Raw genomic sequence first — 23,276 nt, 5'->3', positions numbered from 1 at the left:
TCCTCGCTGCGGATTGGCCTCGCCCTTGGATCCTTGACCTTGCGTCGTGATCTGCTACCGGTGGCGCGCCGGACATGCCAAGGCGCCATTCAAGATCAATGGCGAAGCGTTTTCCCCTCGCCAACCTGCCGTCCGCATTGCCGCTCGCGTCCGTTAAGCGCATTGAGATCGATCGACGCGCGCAGCTTTTCCCTTCAGGTCAAATGAAAGAAATCCGCACCGACATTCAAGCGCTTCGTGGCCTTGCGGTGCTTCTTGTCGTCCTGCATCACGCTAAAATGCCCTTCCTGCCGGCGGGATATCTTGGCGTCGACGTTTTCTTCGTCATTTCGGGTTTCCTCATTACTGGCTTGGTCAAGGCGGGCATAGAGCGAGGCGACTTCCGTTTTTCGGAATTCTATTTTCGCCGCGCCAAACGCTTGCTTCCGGCCGCTTACGTCACATTCTTGACGGCCGCGTTGCTCGCGCCGCTCTTTTTGACCAGCAAAGAGTTGAGCGATTTCGCCGTACAGATGATCGGCGCCGTCACCTTCACCGGCAATTTCGTCCTGTCGCAGCAGACCGGGTATTTTCAGGGCGCCGGCGACCTAAAGCCCTTGCTTCACGTCTGGTCGCTGGCGATCGAGGAACAGTATTATTTGATCATGCCCGCGGCCCTGGTCTTCGTTCCGGCGCGCCGCTGGCTTCCATTGATGGTCGGCGTGTTTGCCGTCAGTCTCATTCTTTGCGCGATCGGGGGCCACGTAAAACCGGTCACGACATTCTATATCCTTCCGACGCGCGGGTGGGAGCTTGCGATTGGATCGATCGGCGCGTTGATCGGCGCCGACAGCCGGCTTTACCGCTATGCTCGGGCGCTGTTTTTTCCGGCTTTGCTCGCTTTGCTCGCGATCCCGTTTTTTCCTTTCGGCGGCAACCATCCGGGCCCCGACGCCTTGATCATGTGCCTGGCGACCATTGTCGTCATTTTGCGTCATTATCCGATGCGCAATTTCGGCGCACCGGTCCTGATGCTGGCGGCGATTGGCGACTTCTCCTATTCGCTTTACCTGGCGCATTGGCCAATTTTTGCGTTCGCGAATAATCTTTGGGCTGGGGAGGAGGCCGGCCATCCTCCTATCGCGGTCCGAATTGTTGCCTTGGTCCTCGCGCTTGGTCTCGGCTATTTGCTTTACCGCTATGTGGAGACGCCGGTCCGCAGGTCGAATTTCCGCTTTTCCGGGAACCTGCTCGCGAAAACTTTGGCGGCGTCTCTCGGCTTGATCCTGATTCCTTCCGGCATTGCCGCCGCTACGCCAGGCAGCGCCGACTTTCAGCATATCCGACGCATCAACTTCGGCTTCGATCGGGCGTGTGAATTTGGCGACCGCTTCGTGTCAAAGCCGGAATGCCGCAATTCCGAAAAGCCGATGATCATGGTTTGGGGCGATTCGTTCGCCATGCATCTTGTGCCGGGACTCGCGGCGACAAGCGGCGAAATGGGCGTCATCCAGGCGACGCGCGCCAACTGCGGCCCGCTTTTGGGGCTGGCTCCGATCGAGAAGGTCTTTCGCTTCGGCTACAATAAAAATTGGGCCGAAGGCTGCATCGCGTTCAATCAATCGGTGATCGACTATCTTGCCCATGCGGCATCGATCGAGACCGTCGTCCTGTCCAGCCCCTTCTCACAATATGTCGACTCAGCGTCCGTCGTCGATCTGAAGAAGGCCGATGGCGCGTTTGAAATTATCGAGCCGAGCGCGGAGTCCGCCCTGGCGGGGTTGCGGCGAAGCCTGGATGCATTGCGGTCCTTGGGAAAGCGCGTCGTCATCGTGGCGCCGCCGCCTTCTGGAGGGTTTAATGTCGGGGGCTGCTTGGAGCGCTTGATCGAAGGCAAACCGTTTCTTGGCGCTCCTCAAGATTGTCAAATTCACCTCGATGACTATCACCAGTTGAAGCGCGGCGTGCTGGATTTTCTGGCGCGGGCGGCGAGCCAATTGGACGTGAAGATCTTCCGATTCGATGCCTGGCTCTGTGGCGCAAACTCATGCCGAACATCGATTGACGGAATCTTTGTCTATCGGGACGGGGGACATCTGTCCTATGATGGCTCCCGCCTTCTAGCACAACGGACAGACCTCGCGAGCACGCTGCGATCGCTGGCGCGCTGACGTGTTTTGCCGGCCTTCAATCTTCTTTTAGAGCATTTTCGAGCGAAGTGGTCGCCGGTTCGCGTTAAGAAAATGCTCTAAAGGCGCCGATGGGGCGCATTTCTTTCACAAAGGGGCAAGTTCAGACTTGGCATTTCTTACGACAAGTCCAGCGTTGGCGCGCGCGCTCGCCGAGCGCAATTATAACGATCCAACTCCGGTTCAGACCGCCGTGCTCGAATCTGCCGCCGCCGAACGCGATCTTCTCGTCTCGGCCCAGACCGGCTCCGGCAAGACGGTGGCCTATGGACTGGCGATCGCCTCCACCCTTCTTGGCGCGGCGGAGCTGATGGGCGAGGCGGCCGAGCCGGTCGCCCTCGTCGTCGCGCCGACGCGCGAACTGGCGCTGCAGGTGCATCGCGAACTCGCCTGGCTCTATCATTATGCGGGTGTTCGCGTCGTCTCCTGCGTCGGCGGCATGGAGCCGAGGCGCGAGCGGCGCGAACTCGCCGCTGGGACGCATATCGTGATCGGAACGCCGGGACGCCTGCGCGACCACATCGAGCGCGGCGCGCTGAATATCGCCAAGCTCAAGGCCGTCGTGCTGGACGAGGCGGATGAAATGCTGGATCTCGGTTTCCGCGAGGACCTCGAGTTCATTCTTGATGCGACGCCAAAAGAACGGCGCACGCTTCTGTTCTCGGCGACGATGCCCAAGGCCATCGCGACGCTCGCCAAGCGCTATCAGCGCGATGCGGCGCGGATCGAGGTCGCGGGAGGCGAGAGCGGCCATGCCGACATCGAGTATCGCGCGATCCGCGTGGCGCCGAACGAGGTCGAGCTAGCGGTCGTGAATGTGTTGCGGCTGGTCGAGGCGCAAAGCGCCCTGGTGTTCTGCAATACGCGCGAGGCGGTCCGGCATCTGCAGGCGATCCTTTTGGAGCGCGGCTTTTCCGCCGTTCTCCTGTCCGGCGAACTAAGCCAGAACGAGCGCAATCACGCCCTGCAAGCGCTGCGCGATGGACGCGCCCGCGTCTGCGTCGCAACCGACGTGGCGGCGCGCGGCATCGATTTGCCCGGTCTGGACCTCGTGGTCCATGCCGATCTGCCCCATGACGCTGAGATCCTTCAGCATCGCAGCGGGCGGACCGGCCGCGCCGGCCGCAAGGGCGTCAGCGTCTTGCTCATCCCTAATTCGCGCCGCCGCCGCGCCGAGCAATTGCTCGCGAGCGCCGGGGTTCAGCCGATCTGGAGCGGACCGCCCACTGCGGACGAGATCCGCAAGCTGGATCAGGAGCGCCTGCTGCAGGACCCGCTGCTGGCTGGAGACGGCAATGAGGATGATCTTGCGATGGCGCGCGCCCTGCTCGCGGAGCGCACGGCGGAGGACATCGCCAGCGCTCTCGTGCGCGTCTACCGCGCGCGCTTGCCGGCGCCGGAGGAAGTGCAGGACCCGGGACAGGGCCGCGAGCCGCGCCAGACTCCGGGTCAGCGCCGCGGCGACAAGGAAGCATCGCGCGATGGCGGGCCGGGCGGCGGCGTTTGGTTCCGGCTCGACATTGGGCGAAAGAAGAACGCCGATCCGCGCTGGCTTTTGCCGATGATCTGCCGCCGCGGCAAGATCGGCAAACAGGATATTGGCGCGATCCGCATTTTTGAGCGCGAGACGAAGTTCGAGGTCGCCGCGCCCGCCGCCCGGCAATTCGCGCTCAATATCCTCCGACCGGACAGCGATCCCATCCGCATAGAGCCGGTGACCTCTGGGTCCGAGAGCGGCGGCGGGGGCAGGGCGCATCCGGCGGCGCTGCACAAAGCCAAAGCCGCCGGCGGCAAGCCCGAGCGAAAAAGAGGCAAGATGGAATAGGGCCGTGCGGCGCCAATTGGCGCGAGAGCGGGGCAGGCGGTCATGATTGGGCGCCAGAAACCAATCGCGATCGAGAGCAAGCATAAAGAAAGCGCGTTTTGAGTCCGCCCAAAGAAATCGCGATCTATGTCGACGCCGACGCCTGCCCGGTCAAGGCCGAGGTCTATCGCGTCGCCGAGCGGCGGCGGTCGAAAGTCTATGTCGTGGCCAATAGCCCCATCGCCGTGCCGAGGGACGCCTCGATCGAACGAATCGTCGTCGCCGCCGGTCCGGATGCGGCCGATGACTGGATCGCCGGGCGCGTCGCTTTGGGCGATGTCGTCATCACCGCCGACATTCCGCTGGCCAGCCGCTGCGTCAAGGCTGGGGCGAATGTAATCGCGCCGAATGGGCGGGCCTTCACCGAGGCTTCGATCGGCCTTGCCCTGGCGACGCGCAATCTGCTCGAGGAGTTGCGGTCGATCGGGGAGGCGACCGGGGGACCGAAACCTTTTGCGCCGCGCGATCGCTCTGCCTTTCTGTCGGCGCTCGATCTCGCGATCGTCCGGCTGCAACGCGCTGGCTTTGGTCCTTGAGCGCTGGAAACAGCCGGTTCAGCGCAGGACGACCACCTTCCCGCCGACCTTGACCCGATCGTAAAGGTCCGCGACGTCGCGGTTGGTCATCCGGATGCAGCCGGAAGACACGGCGGCCCCGATCGTCTCGGGTTCGTTCGAGCCATGAATGCGATAAAGGCTCGACCCAAGATAGATCGCCCTGGCGCCCAATGGATTGTCGATCCCGCCCGGCATATAGCGCGGCAGGTCGGGACGCCGGCGGAGCATTTGCTGCGGCGGACTCCACCCCGGCCATTCGCGCTTCATCGAGACCGTCTTGGTTCCGGACCAGGTGAAGCCCTCCCGGCCGACGCCGACTCCATATTGGATCGCCCGGCCGTCGCCAAGAACGTAGTAGAGGCGGCGCTCGCTTGTGGACACAACCACGGTGCCCGCCGAAAATCCTTTGTCCCACGGGACGATCTGACGAGGGACGGCTTGTTGGCGAAACAGACCGAGGAAATCGGCCAGGGGGCCTCGGGCGAAGGGGTTCATGTCGGCGGTAGCCGGGGAACTGGTTAATAGGGCGCTGGTCCATAAAAAGAGAAGAGCCCCGGCGCGCGCGATGGTCCTTCGAAGCATTGATTTCCTCCAGTTGGGACGACAGAAATTGGGTTGAAGCACCCAATTTGGTCGCAAATGTGCTCTTGATGGGGCAGGGCCCTTATGGCGGAGGCGGGAGACGAACAAGTCGCCGCCACGGCTAAGCCGCGCGGGAAAAGCCTTGTCGTCAGGATCGAGGCGGCGGGTTGCCGGACCGGGGCCGCAAACTGTCACGAAAATGCCGTGTCAATACCTTATGTGAAGAGGCATGGATGTCATGCCGAATCATCTATCCACGCTGAGATGCCCCGGTCCTCTTCCTGGGGCCGGAGGCGATGGCTCCTTGAGGGCGCTTTGGGTGGCAAGACTTCTCGCCGCGGACCTCGCCGCCGTTCGGTTTATCGCTCGTTCAGCAAAGCCGGCGGTTGGCCGCGCCTTCGCCATCGTCATCAGCAAGCTGGGCAATGGTTGGCTTTATCCCATCCTCGGCGCACTCATCTTCGGTTGGTTGGGCAGCGCCGGAATTCAGGTGGCGGCGCTCGCCGGTTTGAACGCAGTTTTGCTGCATTGCCTCTTTCCGCTGATCAAGCGGCGCATTGGCCGGCCAAGACCCTTTCGCGTGGATCCGCATCTTCGCTCGTTGCTCGCGGTTCTCGACGAGCATTCTTTTCCAAGCGGGCACACAATGACTTTGTCCGGGGTGCTTGTTCCGATCGTCCTTGTCTTGCCCGCGACCGCCCTCTCGGCGGTCGCATTGCTTTGCTGCATGGCTTGGTCGCGCATAGCGACCGCTCATCATTATCCGAGCGACATTTTCGGCGGCCTGTTCATGGGCGTTGTCTTGGCCTATCCGCTGTCTGCTTGCCTCCTCGCCGTCTGGTAGTTTCGCGCAGGGCGGACAGCGCCCCGCTTGTGCGCCATGCCAGACGGTCCGCTTGAGCATATCCTCAAAAATGTTGCTCGCTTTTTTCGATTCCGACATGTTTCATTCCTTTGAATGAGGGCGGTTCTGCGCGCCCGAACAACGGGGATGCGAAAGTGAGCGAAGGCGTTGCCCGGCGCGCCGCCGCGCCCAGGCGAGAGGACTATGCCATCGTCCCAGGCTCCGAGGGACCGCGCCGGGATTTCAGGATTACGGTCGGCCTTCGCGAGGGCTGGGACACGGAGGGGCGGGTTTACGACGTCTCCGAGGCCGTTCGCACCGCGCGAGCCTGGATGAGCCGCCGGGTTGGAGCGGGGCTGCCCGCTCTTTCCGGCATGTTCGCGCGCGCCGAGGTGACCTACGCTTGGCCCCGTCCCGACGGCACGGCCGGATCCGATCGCGAACCGGTGGCTATTTTCACCGGCGAGGCGGTGCACGCCTATCTCGGACATTTGCCAGATGAGGCCATCGAGGCGATGCTGAACGAACTCGCGGTCGAACTCGGCGCCGCCCTTGGCCAGGAACGGCTCTATGTCGCATTCTGCGATCGCACCTGGATCCTCGACGCCGGCGGCCCAGAAGGCTAGCGAAAAACGCGCTCGGAATGGGCGGGCAGGATCCAAGTCAGGATCGCGAAGCCAACGCGCTCTGGCTTTGGCCGGGATCCAAATTTCAGCTTTCGCATCGATCTCTGGGAGGAACGAATTGAATTGGATATTGTTTTTCTTCTAGCGCGCTAAAGGGCTTCCCGATCAGATGAGTTCATCTAATTGGGAAGGAATCTTTTAGAGTCAATGAGTTAGAGCATGTTCTTATGAGACATCGGATATATCCGATGTCTCATAAGAACATGCTCTAAGGGGTGGGCCGAGCCGGAAGGCAGCGCTGGCGGCGGATCGGGAGCGCGGGCCATGAACGAGGCTGAGCCATTCCTCGCCGCGCCTGAACCAGGATCGGCAGCCGAACTCGCGGCTTTTCGGGAGGTGCAGTCTCGGCTGCCGGACTTGTTTCGCAAGCTTTTTCCAGACCCGGCCGCGTCCCGCACTGTCGTCATAATTCCGAGCTTGAGCCTCGATCCGGATGTGATGGCGCGGGTGAGCGGCGCGCATCATTACGAAGAACGCATGCTGTGCATGCTGATGCTGCTGAAATTGCCGAGGACTCGGATCGTCTATGTCACCAGCCAGCCGGTGTCGGACGATATCATCGACTATTATCTTCATCTTCTCCCCGGCGTCCCGGCGACCCATGCCCGCCAGCGCCTGACGCTTTTGTCCTGTTTCGATTCGACGCCGAAGCCTCTCGCCGCGAAAATTTTGGCGCGTCCGCGATTGGTGGCGCGTCTCCGCGACGCCATCGGCGCGCCCGCGAGCGCGCATATGTCCTGCTTCAATGTATCGCCGCTGGAACGCACGCTGGCGGTGCGATTGAGCCTTCCGATCTATGGATGCGATCCGGCCCTGCTGCCGCTTGGGTCGAAAAGCGGGGGGCGAGCAATCCTTCGCGAGGCCGGCGCGCTGCTCCCTGTTGGCGTCGAGAACCTTTCGGACGCCGACGACGTCGCCGCAGCCCTCGTCGAATTGAAGCGGCGCGATGCAAGTCTGCGAAGAGCCATCGTCAAGCTCAATGAGGGATTTTCGGGGGAAGGCAACGCGGTCTTCGCCTTTGAAGGCGCGCCTGAGCGCGGAGGCCTCGAGAGCTGGATCAAAGCGAGGCTTCCCGCGCTCGCCTTTGAAGCCCGCGACATGTCCTTTGAGCTTTATGGCGCCAAGATCCGCGAAATGGGCGCGATCGTGGAGGAATTTATCGAGGGCTCCGAGAAGCGATCGCCCTCGGCGCAATACCGGATCGATCCGCTCGGCCAGATCGAGGCGGTTTCAACGCATGATCAGGTGCTCGGAGGACGCTCCAATCAGGTGTTTCTTGGGTGCCGCTTCCCGGCCGACGATTCTTATCGGCTGGCGATCCAAGACGAAGGAATGAAAGCCGCAAGGATCTTGCGGGATCGCGGCGTCTTGGGACGGTTCGGCATCGACTTCCTATCGGTGTGGGATGGCGCTCTATGGCGCCATCGCGCCATAGAAATCAATCTGCGCAAGGGCGGGACAACCCATCCCTTCATGATGCTCCAGTTCCTCACCGATGGGCATTATGACGCCGTAAGCGGAGAGTTCCGCGCGCCCTCCGGCGCGCCGTGCTGCTATTACGCGTCCGATAATCTGGAGGCGCCGGGCTACCGCGGGCTGACGCCAACCGATCTTCTCGATATTGCGGTGGTCAACGGGCTGCATTTCAACGGCGCGACGCAACAGGGCGTGGTCTTTCATCTGATCGGGGCGCTGTCGGAGTTTGGCAAACTTGGCGTCGTTTGCGTCGGGCCTTCGCATGGCGATGCGGACCGGCTTTATCGGGAGACCGTCGCCGTGCTTGATCGCGAGCAGGCGTCGCAAGGATGATCTGTCTGCGCATCTTTTCGCCGCGGCTGATGTCTTCGCCAAGCGATCGATGATCGCACGGCCGCGCGCCCTCCGAAAAGGTTCGTTTAGAGCATTTTCGAGCGAAGTGGATGCCGGTTCGCGTTAAGAAAATGCGACAAAACGAAGATCTAGAGCTCCTTTCTGTTTCCTCTGAAACTGAAAGCGCTCTAGTCGTCCGACGCCTCGGCATGGTTGCTGGCGACGCGGTCTTCGGCTAGGATTGGCGACAATAAATTGGCCGTCTCGCGCGCCCAAAGGGCGCGGAAATTCGATCCGGCGGGGCCGCCATGCAAGTGAACTTACAAGCGAACTCGCAAGTGAAACCGAAGTGAGCGAGAGCACCGACGGCGATCTCTTCTACGCGAGCATACCGGTCTTCGACGGCTTTGGCAGTGTGATGGAGCCGGCGCTCTATAAGCCATTGCCCGATAGTTGGACAATCGGCGCCGCCGATGTCGTACAGTCAACCAAGGCGATTGCCGAAAATCACTACAAGGCAGTGAACATGGCCGGCGCCGCTGTCATCGCGGCGGTCAAGAATGCGCTGGAGGGTCGCGACTTCCCCTACGTATTCGGCGGCGATGGCGCGAGTTTCGCGACGCCGCCTAAGGATCTTGCCCGCGTGCGCGATGCGCTCGCCGCCACTGCGGCATGGGTGCGGGATGAGCTCGGCCTCATTATGAGGATTGCGCTGGCGCCGGTCGCACGCCTGCGCGCGCACGGCGTCGACGTGCGCGTAGCTCGCTTCGCGCCATCGCCAAACGTATCCTACGCCATGTTTTCCGGGGGCGGATTGGAATGGGTGGACGCCGCCATGAAGCGCGGCCGGTTCGCGGTTCAGCCGGCGTCGCCCGGAGTTCGTCCTGACCTCACGGGCCTCTCCTGCCGGTTCGAAGAAATGCCGGCCGCACGCGGGTTGATCCTTTCGCTGGTGATCGTTCCAGCCGGCGGCGCCGACCCGGACGCCTTCCGCGCCGCGATCGAGGACATTGTCGCGATCGTCGCAAGGACCCCGGATATGTCGAGGCCTATCCCGCCCGGCGGACCATGGATGCGTTGGCCCTCGGCGGGGTCGGAACTCGAGGCGCGCGCAACGCGCAACGCCCGTTTGCCGCTGTTCGCACGGCATGGAGCCGTCCTCGCGCGCACGCTCCTTTACTACCTGGTCTTGCGCTATGGAATTCGCGTCGGCCGCTTCACGCCCGCAACCTATATGCGGCAAGTGATCGAGAATTCGGATTTCCGCAAATTCGCCGACGGTCTCCGCATGATTCTTGATTGTGCGCCGGAGCTTGCTGAAGCGATTGAGCGGCGGCTCCAGGTCGCGGCGTCGGCGGGAACGGTCTATTATGGCCTGCACCGCCAGGACGCCGCGGTGATGACCTGCTACACGCCCTCGCCCGCAGATAGCGACCATCTCCACTTCATCGATGGCGCCCGCGGCGGCTATGCGGCGGCGGCGGCGGCGCTGAAAGCGATGAACGGCTTCGGGTGAGGCTCGAGACGCGCCTCGCTCATTCGGACGATTTTGCCCGGCGATTGGCAGGGTTTGCAATCGCGATCAGCGTTGGCGGCATTGCAAAACGTCAAGATGCAGACCCGTAGCCTGAAATCTCGGAGATGATTGGGTGAAATTCGCTTCCATCGAGCAAAGCTGCCGCCGATCGTCTTCAAAAGAGCTTCCCGATTGGAAAGATTCATCTGATCAGACGGGCGTCGCTTAGATTCAATGAGTTGAAGCATTCTCTGATCGAAAACGTCGATTAACTTTTCTGGAAATGCCCTCGGGACGGCATTCTCCCCGGGCGGTCCGACTTGACGTCGACTCCTTCCAGGCAGCCAGAATGCGTGGCTTCGCCTGCAGATCGCCCCCTCACCAGCCGAGCATTAGCTTCCAGCATTGACATTATGTCCAATCAGCGGATATAATATGTCATCAAATATTATTTGTCACTTTTGTGTCGTCGCACGATGGAGCGAGCCAAATGAAGAGCCGCCCTCAGATCGCTTCGAGCGAAGCGGCTATGGGTCCGCTGGAGAATGCAATGAGATAAGACGTAGCGCTGGCTTTCGGTTGAATCAGAAAGCGCTCTACACGCACCACAGAAAGGCACTACATATTTTTGTCAATGCCGCAACAGGCGTTGCTTTTGGCGTTGGCAAAATGGCCGCTGATCGGACGACCCGATGTCGATGCTGGCGCCTTAGCCCATCTGTCAACGCGGAAGTAGCGTTGGCTCTGATGTAGGACGAGAAGACTCCGGTGGAGTTCGCGCGCCGATCAGAAGCGCGCGTTGACAAAATCACGCCTATTGAAAGGCTTAGGAAATAGGCGCCGGCGTCCGTAGTGTAGGCCGGTGGTGTTGCGCTGGCGTGAATGCGGCGAACATGACGCCTTTGCATCGCGGCGCTTTGGCAATGTTGCTGTGATGCCCAATCCTTGCGGCCGCAATCCTTATGAGCCTTGCCAATTCAAGCGTTTGGCGGTCGCCGACCGCGCCCGGCGCTGAAGGCCCGGTCCAAAGCTGCGCGCTGGCGTGCGGAAGGACACAGAGCGGTTACAATTTTTAAGTATAGAAACTGCTCACGCGGTCCAACGCCGTCACTTCAACATTGTGCAACAACGGCTGAGATTTCATTTAATCAAACCGGAAAAATTTTCGGACAAAGCAAGCTATCTCTCCAGCGCCTAACCTCGTTAGGCTGGAGTTAGATCTAAACCAAAATTCAACACCAATTACGACGGCGCCTCCGTTGATGTCGCGTCGCGGCTGTCTGACGTCCGTCACTAGCGTTTTGAAATTTAACTTCTGCAGAGCCAAGGAAGCATCGGCATGTCGGCGAAGCGAGACTTAGAGCAAGACTTGGGCGCACAATACCTGGCCGAGCAAGACTTTGGCGAGCATGACTTTGGGGAGCAAGACCTGGGCGGAAGACGGATTGCGTTTCTGTTCCCTGGGCAGGGCGCATTCTATCCTGGGGCCTTGCGGGAAACGCGCTTTGATTGCCTTGGCGTCGAACGCGCGCTCGCCACGATCGAGGCTGTCGCCATCCGCCGCTTTGGACGATCGATGATCGCGACGATGTGGGATGAACGCAACACAACAGCGGATCTGCTCGAGTCCGATCCTTCGTTGCTGCAACTGGCCATCTATGCGGTCTCCATCGCTGCGCATGAAATTCTTCTTGAAGATGGCGTCGAGCCCAATTTGTTGATGGGGCATAGCTTCGGCGAGATCGCGGCGCTGGTTTGCGCAGGAGTCTACACGGTCGAGCACGGCGCCGAAATCGTATGCGATCGCGTTGAAAGCCTCGCCGCATCGGCGCCGCGAGAGGGATGCATGGCGGCCATCTTAGAGGGACCCGCCGATGTGCGCGCGATGCTCGAAGAATGGGGCGCCGATCGCCGGGATGGTCCGCGCGCGGCGGCGCTCGCGATCGCCGTCGAAAATCATGACAAGCAGACTGTTGTCTCTGGGTCCGAAAGCGAAGTGAGCGCCTTCGTGGCCTATTGCGCCGAGCGCAAGATATCGGCGCAACGACTGAAATCGCCCTATGGATTCCACCATCCAGGCTTGGCGCCGGTGGTCCCAATCTTTGCCGCGCGCGTTGCGGCCTATCCGGCATCGCCTCTGCGGTGCCCGGTATATTCGCCAATTCTGGGACGCTATTACCGCGATGGCGACGCTTTCGGCGATTGTCTCGCGGGTCATCTCGCGTCGCCTGTGCTCTTCGCCGACGCCGTCCGCTTTTTGCAACGGCAATGCGTGTCCGTTTATTTCGAATGCGGCGCGCTCGATGCTCTCAGCAAGATTGTAATTCGCGTTTTGCGGTCGAAAGACATCAAAGCGTTTCCAACTCTTTTGGGACCAGGCGATGAATTGGACAATGTTCGGCGAATGGTCGCCTATTTTAAGGAGGATAATATGTTGAATGCTCCCGAGTCGATTGACGCTTCCGCTGAATTCGAAGCGTTCTGGCGCGAACGCAGCCCGTTCATGCTTCTGCAAATCAAAGCGGAATTTGCGCAATTTCTTGCACGGCAGAAGCCTCAGAACTCTGCGCCTTCCGCCCGCGTGTCGGATCTTGCGCGCGATCCGGTCAAGCCCGCCGCGTCAACCAATGGCGTCGCGGCGATTGGACTCTCCCGCGCGCAATTATTCAACGAGCTGGTAAATATCTATGCGGAGGCGATGGAGTATCCGCCGGAGGTCTTCAGCGAGGCCGTAGAGCTCGAGGCGGAACTCGGCATCGACTCCGTTAAGCAAACAGAAATTGTCGGGCGCGTCGCCACCCTTTACGGCCTGCCGCCGCTGCCGGCCAATTTCCGCATGGGCGACTACAAGACGATGGGGCAGATCGCCGATTTCATCTTTACCCATCAACGCAAGGCGACAGCCGCGGCGTAAGACATCGTTAAATGGATTGTGGGCCCCGCACCTAATTTTTGCGTCCCATCCACTTTCACACTTTTTCAAATCGGGGTGTTCTAATGGTTGATGGCTCCTTGTCGGGGAAGCTTGTCCTGGTGACAGGCGGCGCAAAAAATGTAGGTAAGGCCATCGCAATGCGATTTGCCGAACGCGGCGCGCATGTGATCGTCAATTTCTTTCATTCGTTGGAGGCTTCCAAGGAAACCGCCGCCGAGTTGCGCGCGATGGGCGTTGAAGTGGACGTGATCCGCGCGTCCGTCGCGCAAAAGAATCAAGTCGATCGAATGTTTGACGAGATCGCGGCCAAATATGGCCGCCTCGATATACTCGTCAACAATGCCGCCTCCGGCGCGCTCCTTTGCGTGGACGATATCGCGGAGGAGCATTTCGACAAGGCGCTTAGCACCAATCTCAAAGGCGCCTTTTGGTGTTCCCGTCGGGCGGCTTCCCTGATGGGCCGGGGCGGGGCAATCGTCAACGTCTCCTCGGTGGGCGCCACTCTGGTGCCGGCCAATTACCTGGTGGTTGGCACATCCAAGGCCGCCTTGGAGTCGCTTACGCGCTATCTTGCGGTTGAATATGCGCCGCGAGGCATTCGCGTCAACACGGCTTCGGCGACGCTGATCGATGGCAGCGTCGCCGAAATGTTCCCCAACTCCGAAAGCACCAAGCGTTCCAGCATCGCCGCGACGCCGTTGAAACGGCTCGCCGCCGCCGAGGACTTGGCCGATCTGGTGTTGTTCCTTGCTTCCGATTCGTCGCGCTGGATCACGGGCCAAGTGGTGGTCGCCGATGGCGGCTTGTCGCTTTGCAGCGAGGGCCTGTCTCCCCGGACCGAATTGACCGCCGCAGCGGCGGAGTCTCTGGCGGCCCCCTTCATTGCGGAGCGCGCCGCCAGCTCGAAGCAAGCGCAGGCGCCGGCGCAGGGTTTGGCCGAAGCGCCCGACGACACCGATGAGATCGCCATCGTCGGCATGGGGTTGGCGCTGCCGGGCGCTAATGATCCGCAAGAATTCTGGCGAACCCTCCTGGAGGGACCTGAACTTTTCGGCAATGTGCCGCCCGATCGTTGGGATTATCAATCGTTCTTTTCGCCCGATGCTTCGGCCGAGGACAAGAGTTACCAGTCGCGCTCGGTGTTCATCACAGGGTTCGAACCGCTGCCCCGCTTGCAGGAAGAGTTGGACGCCGGCGTCGCGCCGACGGAGCTCACCACCTTATGGCTGCGCCATGCGCTGATGCAGGCGCTGGAGGGCGTGCAAATTCGCGACGACGATCGCGTCTCCTTTTTCGCCGGCTACACCGCCGACGGCTCCCAGCACCTTGAAGAAGCGATGGTTCTGGCCGGCGTTCGCAGCCGCCTGCAGGCCGTTCTGGCCGAAGGCGATGCGCCGGAGGAGGAGCGTCGACGCTGCTTTGCGACGATCGATCGCGTTCTCAGCGCGCGTTATGGCCGCGGCGCCAGCGGCTTCGCCGAGTTCCTTCCGCATCGCGTGGGGCGCGCGGCGATGCGCGGCGTGCTGCCAGACGACGCCGACTACATGATGGTCGACACTGCCTGTTCGTCATCGCTTTATTCGATGGATCTTGGGATTAAGGGACTGCTGCTAGGCAAGCATGATGTTGTCGCTTGCGGCGGCGCCTTTGCGCTGGCGCCGCGCGGCTCGGTGCTGTTCTCGAAGCTGCATGGATTGTCGAAGAGTGGGGAAGCCCGTCCGCTCGACAAGGCCTGCGACGGGGTGTTGTTCTCGGATGGCGCAGGCGTCGTCATCCTTAAGCGACTGAAGCGCGCCTTGGCGGACGGCGATCGCGTCCTCGGCGTCGTCAAGGCGTTCGGATGTTCCTCAGATGGGAAAGGCAAGGCGATCTACGCGCCCAGCTCCGAGGGGCAAAACATTGCGATCCGGCGCGCCTATGAGCGGCCTGGGACGGCGATAGGGCAGGTCGATTGGGTCGTCGCTCATGCGACTGGCACGCCGGCCGGCGACCTCGCCGAATTCCAGAGCTTGCGGCATATGTTCGTCGCCGACGCTCCGGTGCAGGTGACATCGAACAAGTCGCTGATCGGCCACACCGGTTGGGCCGCCGGAGTGGCCTCGGTGATCCAGGTGCTGCTGGCGTTGCAACATAGCCGCATACCGCCGCAGCACCGTTTCGCCGCGGCCCCCGCCGATTTCAACATTGAGGGGTCCGGTTTGCGGATCCCCACCGCGCCCATCGACTGGAAGCGCAAGCCTTCGGAGCCGCGCACCGCGGCGGTGTCAGGCTTCGGCTTCGGCGGCACCAATGGGCATCTCGTCATCTCCGAGTACAGGGCCGATCTTCCCACGATGCCGGCGCGCCTGCGCGATCCCTCCGAACCGCTTGTCATTGTTGGCTGGTCGGCAAAGCTGCCGGGACTGGATGGCGCCGACGCCGTGCGCGATTGGCTCCTCGGCGTGGGGACCGCGCCGCTCGCCAGCTTTGGCGATTCCTATCCATTGCCGCCCTTCAATCGGGTTCAAATGCCGCCGGCCGTGCTGCGCGCGATCGATCGCTGTCAGCTGATGGCCTTGGACGCCGCGAATGATCTCCGCGACCAAGTGCGGGCGTTCTGGGACGCCCATCATGACGCGATTGGCGTCGTGATGGGGCATATGGGGCCGACCCGCAACGCCTCGCTATATGCAAGCCGGTGCTATCTCGACGATATCGCCGCGGCGCTGGATGGCGAAAAAGCCGGCTCCGATTTCGATTTAATTGAAACCGCGCTGGCTGGGTTGCGGGAGCGGACGAAGCGCCTGGTGGCGACGAGCACGGAAAATTCCTTCCCCGGCATGATGCCCAATGTCATTCCGGCGCGGATCGCCAATTACTTTGATCTGCATGGTCCGAACATGACCATCGACACTGGCCGCTCGTCAGCTCTGGCCGCCTTCGACGTCGCGGCCGGCTATCTGCGCAGCGGCGAACTCGACATGGTCATTGTCGGCGGCATCAATGGCAATACGGCGGACGAAATTCACCCCGCTCTGGACGTCAGTCCGGCCGAAGGTCTGGTGTTGTTCGCGGTGATGACGCAGGCCCGCGCTGAAGCTTCCGGCCTGTCGGCGATCGCGCGCATCGACGCTGCCGTGGTTACCGAAGCGGACGCCGCGCGAAACCCCGGCCCAAGCCTCTGCGATCGCAGCGGGCGCCCGGTGAGCTTCCTGGCCGCGGATGGAGCCATTGCCGTCCTGCGCGCCGTGCTCGCGCAGACGCCAGGCGAGACCGTGGTCGCGCCGAACGATGGCGACCGCATGTGCTTTGGCCTGCGTGTGGCGAAAGTCGACGCAAGCGCGCCGATGTCCGCCGCAAATGAGACAGGCCCGGCGCCGCGCGCCGATAGCGCCCGGATCGTTGGGGCCGTCGCCTCGAGCGTTCGACCCTCCGGCCCATCATCGGCCGCAGCCGATGCCGCGGCAGAAATTTCCGCTCCTTCAGCGGCCATGCGGCCGCCTCTACCAGAAGGCTTGCGCCGCACGGACATTGGCGCAAATGGCGAGCCGCTTGGCCTCAAGCGCTATCGCATCCACCTTGAGGAGATGCCGTGGCGGCGCGGCGCCGATCCGATCGCATTCCTGCCTGCGCGCTGCGTGTTGGTCACCGACGAGCCTCAACTCTTGGATCAACTCGGCATCCTGCCGGCCGATCTGGTTGTGCTGTCCACGCGCCCGCTGACGCAGGCGCGCCAAGGTTGGCGCCATATCGCCGCCGCCAATGAGAAATCGCTCGCGGGTCTCATTCCCACCGGCGCATGCCACGTCCGGATTCTCTCCTCGCTGAGCGCGGCCGCGCTTTCTCCCGGCCAATTCTCTTCGCCGGCTCCAGCGCTGCTGGCGGTCCATGATCTGGCCTTCCTTGCTCTCAAGCAATGCTACGACGCCTTGGGCAAAGGCGGCTCGTTCACGGCGCTGCTCCTCGACGCCCTGAGCGGAGACGCGCTGCATCCAGATGCGGGTTTGTTTTCCGGCCTCGTCAAGGCAATGATGATCGAGCTTCCCTCCTGCCGTTCGCTCGGCGTCTTTACCGACAGCAAGGAGGCGCGCGAAGCTATCTGGCAGGCCGAGCGGGAAAGCGGCGCGGCCCATCTTCTGCCCGTCGTGGCGCTGCGCGGCGCCCGCCGGTTGACGCCCCGCGTCAAGGAAGCGCCTGGAGACTTGCCCGCCGATGGAGCGATGCGACTTGGACCGAACTCCGTCGTGGTCGCCTTCGGCGGCGCGCGCGGCATTACCGCCGAAGCTATGAAGGCGGTGGCGCGTCATATCCGTCCGACCATCTATCTGGTCGGCAGCACCAAGCTGGCCGAGCCGATGCCGGATGTCCTCGATTGCAGCGACGAGGAGTTCGCGCGCAAACGGCCGCACTATATTCGCGAGCAAAGGGCGCTCGATCCGGCGCTGTCCATGCCGCAAATCAACAAAGCCTACGATCGGCTCATCAACGCTCGTGAAGCGCGCCGCAATATCGAGGAGATGAGAAAACATTGCGGCGCCGACCGAGTCCACTATCTCTGCGCGGATGTTCTCGACGCCGCGAGCATCCAAAACGCGATTGCCGCGATCCTGGCGCGCGAGGCGCAAGTCGATCTTGTCGTCAACGCCGCGGGGCTCAGCCGCACTGCGTCCGTGCCGGTCAAATCGTTCAACGACTTTCTGGCGGTGCGCGATATCAAGGTCCGGGGCTATTGGAATCTGCGCGCGGCCTTTGGCGCCAGACAACCGCGCTCTTGGTGCAACTTCGGCTCGTTCATCGGCCTGACGGGTCAGTCGGGCGAAACCGATTACGCGTCGGGCAACGATTTCCTCAACACCCAGGCGGCCTATCACCGCGGCGTTCTCGGCGCGAACGAATTCACCATGGGCTGGACTCTGTGGCAGTCGGTCGGCATGGGCTCGAATCCAGTGACGCGGGCGTTTCTTGAAAAGAGCGGGCTGTTTACCAGCATGCCCACAGAGGAGGGGGTTCACCATTTCCTGCGCGAAATCAATCTCGGCGAACCGGATGCCGCCACAGTCTATCTGGGCGACGCCGAACGCAGCGCCATCATCGCGCATCTCCCCTCGTTTTTTGAGGCCCCGGCGCCATATGCGGCGGCCGCCGCTCCCATGCGCGATGTCGCGAGCCGAGTCCAATCACCGGGCTTCTATCTCGGTCGGGAGTTGGCGCGCGGAACGGACGAAGCCACATTCGAACGGGTCTTCGACCTCGATGCGGACGCCTATCTTCAGCATCACGTGGTCAATGGCTTTGCGACGCTGCCTGGCACCTTTGTTCCAGAGATCGCGGCGGAGGCGGCGCTGCAATTGTTGCCCGGCTCCGTGGTCGTCGGGTTCGAGGATGCTGTTTTTCACCATTTCCTGCGCGTCTATGATGCGCGGCGGCCGAGCGTGAAGAAAATTCACGCGCAGGTTCTTCGGCGCGGCGACGATTGCGCGGTCGTTCAAGTGCGGGTGACTGGGGACGTCGTGGCTCCATCGGGTCAGGTCTTGGTGCGCGACAAGCTTCATTTCGAGATCAAGGCGCTGATGGCCGGCGGCTATGAACCAGCGCCGGTTTGGGCAAGTTGGCCCGATGCGCCGCATACGCCGGTCGCCGATCCCTATCATTTCGACGCCGCTCCAGTGCGGTTGACCGGTGTATTCGTCTCGACCGAAAAGACGCGTTCGGCCCCCCTTGGCAAGCGGGCGCGATTCAGTCTCGATCTGTCAAGCGACGACCCGGTGTTCTCGCGCTTCGTCGTGCCGACCATTCTGCTTGACGGATTGGCGCGCATCGCGGTCCTCAACCATGTCGCTGAGAACTATATCCCGCTGGCGGCGCCGGCCTCGATCCGCCGCATCGACATCTACGAGAGCGGCAATGATTGCATCTTGCCGAAGCTCCATGAGTCCATCGAGCTTTACGCCACGCCGCGCGAGTTCGCGCTCGAGGGCGCCGGCAGTCGGAACCGTTTTGTCGCCACCCGGCCCGATGGCCGCATGTTGATCCAGATGAAGGACGTCAGCGGAGTGATCATCGGCTACGTGCACCGCGACACCGGCGCCTTCGTGGCCAAGGCCGAAGTTGACGCCATTCTGGCTGGCGGCGATCGCAGGGAAGGATTTGCGGCATGACTGCGATTTCGAATTCGACGGCGCGCTTGGCGACTAAGCGCAGCGCGCCCGGCCCCCGCGGCAGCCTGCTGATGGGCAATCTGGCCGAATACAAGCGCGATCCGATCACGATGTTGCTGCGGCTGCGGCAGGACCATGGCGATGTCGCGCGCAACCGGCTTGGCCCGTTTCTCACCCATGCGCTCGCCCATCCCGAACATGTGCAATATGTCCTGCAAGACAATCATCGCAACTATGTGCGGGGGCGCTTCTACGATAATTTCAAGCTGTTTTTCGGCGATGGCCTGCTGACTACGGATGGTGATTTTTGGCGCCGGCATCGCCGCGTCGTGCAACCGATGTTCCACAAGAAGCACATCAGCGACAGCGTCGCCGTCGTGGGCGAGGCCTCGATGAGCCTGGTCGAACGCTGGCGCCGGCTGCCGCCTGGGCAATCGATCGACATCGTGCCGGAGATGATGCATCTGAGCCTCGCCATTCTTGGGAAGATGATCTTCAACTCCGACATTTCCCGTTACGCGGAGGAAGTTGGTCCGTCGGTGCGCTTCGGACTCGAGGCGATGATGCCGCAAGGCAATCTCAATGATTTCATTCCGCGGCGGGTTCCGACTCCGTTCAATCTGCGCATCCGCCGCGCGCGCAAAGGGATCGATCGGATCATCGCGCAAGTCATCGACGACCATCGGGAAGGCCGCTGCGAGACCAGCGACATTATTTCTCTGATGCTCGCGGCGCGCCATCCTGAAACCGGTGCGCCGATGACCGAGCAAGAGGTGCATGATGAGGTCATGACCGTATTCCTTGCCGGCCATGAGACCACCGGGAGCGGGCTCGCTTGGGCTCTCTATGCGATGGCGCAACATCCTTCGATCTTCCGGCGGCTTCGAGAGGAGCTCGACGCGCGGCTCGGCGGGCGGGCGCCAACTCTCGAGGATCTGGAGGCGCTGCCCTATCTCGACCAGGTCGTGAACGAGGCCCTGCGAGTCTATCCGCCGATCTGGGGCTTTACCCGCGACCTCGAGAAGGATGACGAGATCGGCGGCTTTCATGTTCCCGCTGGCTCATCGATTTTCATTTCACCCTATGTCACGCACCGCCATCCGGAGTTCTGGTCAAATCCCGAAGCCTTCGATCCGGAGAATTTCGGCTCCGATGCGCCGCAGAGACACAAATTCGCATATCTTCCATTCGGCGGCGGCATGCGCAAATGCATCGGCTATCAGATGGCGCTGCTGATCATGCGGGTCCAAATGGCGACCGTTGTCCAGCATCTCGATCTTGCGTTGCTTCCCGGTCATCCGATCGTCCGCGGGGCGCTGATCTCGCTGCGGCCTTTGGAGGGCATTCGGCTGGTCATCAAACCCCGCGCCAACAATGGGCGGCGGGCGGAGGCGTCGCCACAGGCGCTTTCGGACGCGGCTGGTTCGGACCAGACGAAAGTCGAAGGGAGGGGCGCCGGCCAGTTGGGCTGCCCTTTTGACGGCGGCGGTTCCAGGGCCACCGAGGAAGAGTCGAGCGCCGCGCCGCTTGACCGGTCGGATCTTGATGCCGCGGCGTCGCCGATGCCTTCGGCCCGAAAACCTTCAACCCCAAGACCTCCGGCCTCAAGACAGGCGGGGATCGATTTCTCCGCCAGCTCTCGCTTTGAGGCGCCCGCGCGAGGCGATGGCGGCGCCGCGCCGACCCTGCGCTTCACCTGGTTTCCAGTGGAGATCGAGGCGCCGCCGGCGTGGCCGTCGCCCGATCTTGCCGGCAAACGCATTGTCATTGTCAACGGAGAGCGGAGTTCGGCCGAACGGACGGCGCTGTCGCTGACCCGCGCTTGCGCGCAGGCGCATGTTTTCACGCCGGCTCCTGGGGCTGACGTCGCCGCCGCCGCGATGGCCTTGGCGCAACAGGCCGGACCTTTCGACGGCATCGTCGATCTGGGGCTGGCGGCGCCCTTTTCATTAGACGGCGCGGCCGAGTGGGAGGCGCCGATCCGGCGCACGCTCGCGCTGCTGCATGCCTGCTACGCGGATTGGTCCATCGAAGAAAGCACATCGCGGCTCTTCTATCTTGCGGTCACCCAGATCGATGGCTGCATGGGCTATGGCCCGGCGGCCATGGAAGGCGAGGCTTGGTTCGAACAGCCTCTTGGCGGCATATGGGCTGGCCTCGCCAAGACGCTTCCGCAAGAATTGCCCAATTGCAATGTGCGCATACTCGATCTTGCGCCGGATGAGGTGGACGCGGTCGAACAACGCGTGGTCGCCGAGTTGTATCGGTGGGGGCTTTTCGAAGTTGGCTACCGCGAGGGGCGTCGCTACACGCTTCAGGCGGGGCGCGACGATCTGCAGGAGACGCAGACCTTGTCGCTTGGACCTGGCGATGTGGTGCTCTTTTCGGGCGGCGCGCGGGGCATCGGGCTGCTTTGCGCGGGGGCGATCGCCGAGCGCTGCGGCGCCGACGTCATCATCACCGGACGCGAGTCGCCGGCCGAGGGCGACGAGCCATGGGCGGTGCTCGATGAGGCCGGTTTCAAGGATTACGCAAGGGAGCAGTTTCGGCTCGCGACGCCGGAACGGCCGCCGGCGGAGATCCGCCGGGAGATGACAAGACTCCGCCGCCGCCGCGAGCTGCGCACTGTCCTCGATGATCTGGCGCGGCGCGGCGCGCCGGTTCGCTACCGCGTCTGCGACGTGACGGACGCGGCCGTCGTCCGGGCGCTCTGCGCCGAGTTCGGCGATAGGCTCCGCGCGATTATCCACAATGCGGGGATCGATCAGCCGGTGCGGCTCGGCCAGAAGAGCGTCGAGAGTTTCATCGGCGTCGTGCGGACCAAGGTGCTGGGCTTCGCTCATCTTTGGGCGGCAGCCCAAGACTGCGGCGGTCTGCTTGCGTTCTGCAATGTCGGCTCCCTGACCGGCCGCTGCGGCGGCATGACCGGCGAGACGGATTATGCGGCGGCCAACGAGGCTTTGGCCCGGCTCGGCTTCTGGGCCGCGCGGCGCGCATCGAATTGCACGGTGAAGACCCTTGCCTGGCCCACCTGGGACGGGGTGGGGATGATCACTAATTTTGATGTCACCAAGCGCTATGTATCGCCGATGGCGATCGATGAAGGCATCGATCACTGGCTCGCGGAGCTCGCCGACGGGCGCAGCGGCGAGGTGATGTTCATGGGCGCCGCCGGCGCCGCCGTCACCCCTATCCAAATCAAGGGATTCAGCCCCATTCTAGGGCTTCCGAACCTCGACCGTCTGGTCACCAGGCATCATCATGCCGGAGAGCCGCAACGATTCAGCCCCTTCGCGCGGTTGGCGACGCGCTACCGCATGGACGATGGCGGTGCGCGCTTCCTCCATGCCTATCGCCTGGACGATCAACCAGCGCTGCCTTCCGCGATGCTCATGGAGCACGCCATCGGGGTTGGGAGCTGGATCATGCCCGAGGGGGTCCCATCTCTGGAACTCGTCGCGCTCGTCAATGTCTCCGTGCAGCTCGATGCAGCGATCCTCTGCTCGATTGGTTACGCCTCGGTAGATCTGCGCTCGGAGGCGGTCGGCTATTGGCTCGGCGCCGATTGGCTGGTCGACGTTCGCTGCATCCATGCGGCGACGCAACGGGAAGCGCTGCGGCTGACTTTGGTGCATCGCGAAGGTCCTCGCGCCGCACTGCAAGCGACGATCGGCGCATGTCTGTCGGCCTTCAACGAGGCCGAGCCGCACCAGCTTCCGCCGTCGCGTCGCGCTGTCTGGAGCGGACACCTGCTGCGCGCCGCCGAATGGAGGCGCGTCCGCGACGGCGCGAAACTCCTTTTGATCGGCCGCGCGGAAACCGCGCATGCCGCGGATTTATGGGCCCTGCCATATCCTCCGCTGCTGCTCTTGCCGATCAACCCTCTTGAGAATGTGCTGCGCGCCGCCTGGGCCGAACATCGCGGCGCTGGCGAGGCGGATCTAACCCATTTGCGCATCGAGCGCATCGCATTGGGGTCATCGCCTTCGGATGCGGCGCGGTTTGTGGTTCAGCACGCTGCCGACCATTTCACGATAACCGATGAAGACGGGTCCATCCTGTTGGAGTTGAAGGGCGTCGCTTTCCGCGCAAATGCGGCCGAGGCCTTGGCCCCGACAATGGATGAAGACCAGTTGCGCCGCGCCTTAGCGCCGGCGATATGACCAATAGCGGAGGCG

At 62.4% G+C, this 23,276-nt stretch carries 11 protein-coding genes; 10 read left to right on the top strand and 1 reads right to left on the bottom strand.

The window, feature by feature from the left end:
• Positions 1-98 precede the first annotated feature (98 nt).
• The 3 genes from DL86_RS02655 (at position 99) to DL86_RS02645 (ending at position 4,568) form a co-directional block, all read left to right on the top strand.
• Entirely contained in the window at positions 99-2,150 is a 2,052-nt protein-coding gene (locus tag DL86_RS02655; RefSeq protein ID WP_051952498.1) for an acyltransferase family protein, read from the top strand.
• Positions 2,151-2,277: 127 nt separating this feature from the next.
• The gene (locus DL86_RS02650; protein ID WP_036257698.1) at positions 2,278-3,993 is read left to right on the top strand and encodes a DEAD/DEAH box helicase; all 1,716 of its coding nucleotides are present in this window, start codon (positions 2,278-2,280) and stop codon (positions 3,991-3,993) included.
• Positions 3,994-4,091: 98 nt separating this feature from the next.
• Positions 4,092-4,568 carry a YaiI/YqxD family protein gene (locus tag DL86_RS02645; RefSeq protein ID WP_036257697.1) on the top strand — a complete coding sequence of 159 codons (477 nt, stop codon included), beginning with the start codon at positions 4,092-4,094 and terminating at the stop codon, positions 4,566-4,568.
• Between the two features lie 18 nt (positions 4,569-4,586).
• Here DL86_RS02645 and DL86_RS02640 read toward each other — a convergent pair whose 3' ends face one another.
• Positions 4,587-5,084 (bottom strand): L,D-transpeptidase, encoded by a 498-nt coding sequence (locus DL86_RS02640; RefSeq protein ID WP_425348886.1) that lies wholly within the window; start codon positions 5,082-5,084, stop codon positions 4,587-4,589.
• A 406-nt stretch (positions 5,085-5,490) separates the two neighbouring features.
• Between DL86_RS02640 and DL86_RS02635 the strand changes: the two genes are divergently transcribed.
• From DL86_RS02635 to DL86_RS02600, 7 genes are all read left to right on the top strand, one after another.
• Positions 5,491-6,015, top strand: a complete 525-nt coding sequence (locus tag DL86_RS02635) for a phosphatase PAP2 family protein (RefSeq protein WP_245276173.1) — start codon at positions 5,491-5,493, stop codon at positions 6,013-6,015.
• A 155-nt stretch (positions 6,016-6,170) separates the two neighbouring features.
• Positions 6,171-6,641: a hypothetical protein gene (locus DL86_RS02630; protein WP_036258113.1), complete on the top strand. Its 471-nt coding sequence runs from the start codon at positions 6,171-6,173 to the stop codon at positions 6,639-6,641.
• 324 nt (positions 6,642-6,965) lie between these two features.
• The gene (locus DL86_RS02625; protein ID WP_036257691.1) at positions 6,966-8,510 is read left to right on the top strand and encodes a peptide ligase PGM1-related protein; all 1,545 of its coding nucleotides are present in this window, start codon (positions 6,966-6,968) and stop codon (positions 8,508-8,510) included.
• Positions 8,511-8,859: 349 nt separating this feature from the next.
• Positions 8,860-10,026: a DUF3095 domain-containing protein gene (locus DL86_RS02620; protein ID WP_036257689.1), complete on the top strand. Its 1,167-nt coding sequence runs from the start codon at positions 8,860-8,862 to the stop codon at positions 10,024-10,026.
• 1,369 nt (positions 10,027-11,395) lie between these two features.
• Complete coding sequence (locus DL86_RS02610; RefSeq protein WP_202899148.1) at positions 11,396-12,940, top strand: acyltransferase domain-containing protein; 1,545 nt, start codon at positions 11,396-11,398, stop codon at positions 12,938-12,940.
• Positions 12,941-13,023: 83 nt separating this feature from the next.
• Complete coding sequence (locus DL86_RS02605; RefSeq protein ID WP_036257684.1) at positions 13,024-19,098, top strand: SDR family oxidoreductase; 6,075 nt, start codon at positions 13,024-13,026, stop codon at positions 19,096-19,098.
• Positions 19,095-23,261, top strand: a complete 4,167-nt coding sequence (locus tag DL86_RS02600; RefSeq protein ID WP_202899146.1) for a cytochrome P450 — start codon at positions 19,095-19,097, stop codon at positions 23,259-23,261. The genes DL86_RS02605 and DL86_RS02600 overlap by 4 nt, the downstream gene beginning before the upstream one ends.
• Positions 23,262-23,276 lie beyond the last annotated feature (15 nt).

It is taken from the genome of Methylocapsa aurea, assembly GCF_000746085.1.
Taxonomy (GTDB): domain Bacteria; phylum Pseudomonadota; class Alphaproteobacteria; order Rhizobiales; family Beijerinckiaceae; genus Methylocapsa; species Methylocapsa aurea.
This window is presented reverse-complemented; position numbering and strand designations above follow the sequence as displayed.

Bases quoted from the DNA above. Each gene is read 5' to 3' on its own strand.
- DL86_RS02640 (WP_425348886.1), bottom strand. From the start codon at position 5,084: ATGAACCCCTTCGCCCGAGGCCCCCTGGCCGATTTCCTCGGTCTGTTT.
- DL86_RS02600 (WP_202899146.1), top strand. From the start codon at position 19,095: ATGACTGCGATTTCGAATTCGACGGCGCGCTTGGCGACTAAGCGCAGC.
- DL86_RS02655 (WP_051952498.1), top strand. From the start codon at position 99: ATGGCGAAGCGTTTTCCCCTCGCCAACCTGCCGTCCGCATTGCCGCTC.
- DL86_RS02605 (WP_036257684.1), top strand. From the start codon at position 13,024: ATGGTTGATGGCTCCTTGTCGGGGAAGCTTGTCCTGGTGACAGGCGGC.
- DL86_RS02625 (WP_036257691.1), top strand. From the start codon at position 6,966: ATGAACGAGGCTGAGCCATTCCTCGCCGCGCCTGAACCAGGATCGGCA.